The organism is Acinetobacter sp. YH01021, assembly GCF_013420255.1.
Classification (GTDB): Bacteria; Pseudomonadota; Gammaproteobacteria; order Pseudomonadales; family Moraxellaceae; genus Acinetobacter.
Genome location: NZ_VOYO01000071.1, coordinates 1 through 1,296, shown reverse-complemented (window position 1 = coordinate 1,296; position 1,296 = coordinate 1). Strand labels below are relative to the sequence as shown.

The following is a 1,296-nucleotide window of genomic DNA, read 5'->3' as shown; positions in this document are numbered from 1 at the left end:
GCCTGGGCGAAAAAAGCGGCTGCTTTACGTAGAATTTCATTGGCGCGTTGCAGTTCTTTATTTTCGCGTTCGAGTTGTTTGATACGTTCTTGGTCTGAAAGCTGCTGTACTTTAACTGGATTTTGTTTATCTAAATATTTTTGATACCAAACACGTAGTGTTTCAGGAGTACAACCCTTGCGCAGTATACTGCTCAGGGAGCAATAGCGGTGATCGCAGCCCAATTCGATGGATAATCTTTCTCGGATTCAATCAATAATTGAACCGCTCTTTCTCTGATTTCAGGGGTATATTTTACTTTTTTCATCGGGACATTCTCTCAGAAAGCTTGGTCTCCGACAAACCCGGTACGGTTCAAAAATCTTCCATTGATTTATTTATATCTGTTAAACCAGTCGCATTATGAAATGTAATATAAGTAGAAATTTCAGTATAAATGGTCATGATCTTTTCTAAATTTGAATATCTAAGCGTCTTCATTAATCAACCTTATTGATTATTAGTTTCTTCTTTTAAAGCTCTTTGTACTGTTGCTATCCCTACTTTAAACTTTTCTGCAACACCTCTAAATGTTGAATTTTCTTCAGCCATTGCTTTTCGTATTTCAACATAGTCAACCTTCCGCTTTCTTCCCTTATATAAGCCCTTCGCTTTGGCTTTTGCAATTCCTTCCTTTTGACGCTCACGGATCATGGAGCGTTCAAACTCTGCAAATGCAGCAAGCATCTGAAACATGAGTTTATTTATTGCCGATTGTGCTACATCATGACTGAAGGTCAAATTCTCTTTATGAAAAATAATGGTTATACCACGATCATTCAGACTATTCACAATTTCGTTCAGATCATTTGTATTACGTGCCAGACGATCAATACTATGAACATGCACCGTATCACCTTCACGCAGATAGTCGAGCATTGCATTTAACTGAGGACGTTCACGGCTACCACCGCTTGCCTTTTCAGTAAAGGTCTTATCCAGGCTGATTCCATCTAATTGACGTTCAGTATTTTGTTCAGTTGAACTGACTCGAATATATCCGACCTGATTAGGCATTCTGTACCGTTAGAGTTTAGATAATTAAATACATATTGTACCGAAATTAAATATTAAGTCTATAAATACGGTTTTTGAGTTGCTTTTTAAGACTTTATTTTGTTCCGTTAGGCTATACTCTAAATTTACAGAACATCTCTTATTCGAAATTCGATCGAATGGGAGTAAAAGCCTGCCTCAATTCGAATTAATTTTACGTTTTTTAATTTTAAAAGTTCGTCGCCCAGCAAGTCGGTAAGC

Annotated in this window: 1 protein-coding gene and 1 pseudogene; both read right to left on the bottom strand. The window is 37.1% G+C overall.

Annotated elements, in window-relative coordinates:
• Positions 1-307 (bottom strand): annotated as a pseudogene (locus FTT86_RS15855) (transposase); the annotation flags it as partial.
• Positions 308-489: 182 nt separating this feature from the next.
• Complete coding sequence (locus FTT86_RS15850) at positions 490-1,056, bottom strand: recombinase family protein (RefSeq protein ID WP_006581699.1); 567 nt, start codon at positions 1,054-1,056, stop codon at positions 490-492.
• Positions 1,057-1,296 lie beyond the last annotated feature (240 nt).

Coding starts and splice junctions, on each gene's coding strand:
- FTT86_RS15850 (WP_006581699.1), bottom strand. CDS start 1,056: ATGCCTAATCAGGTCGGATATATTCGAGTCAGTTCAACTGAACAAAAT.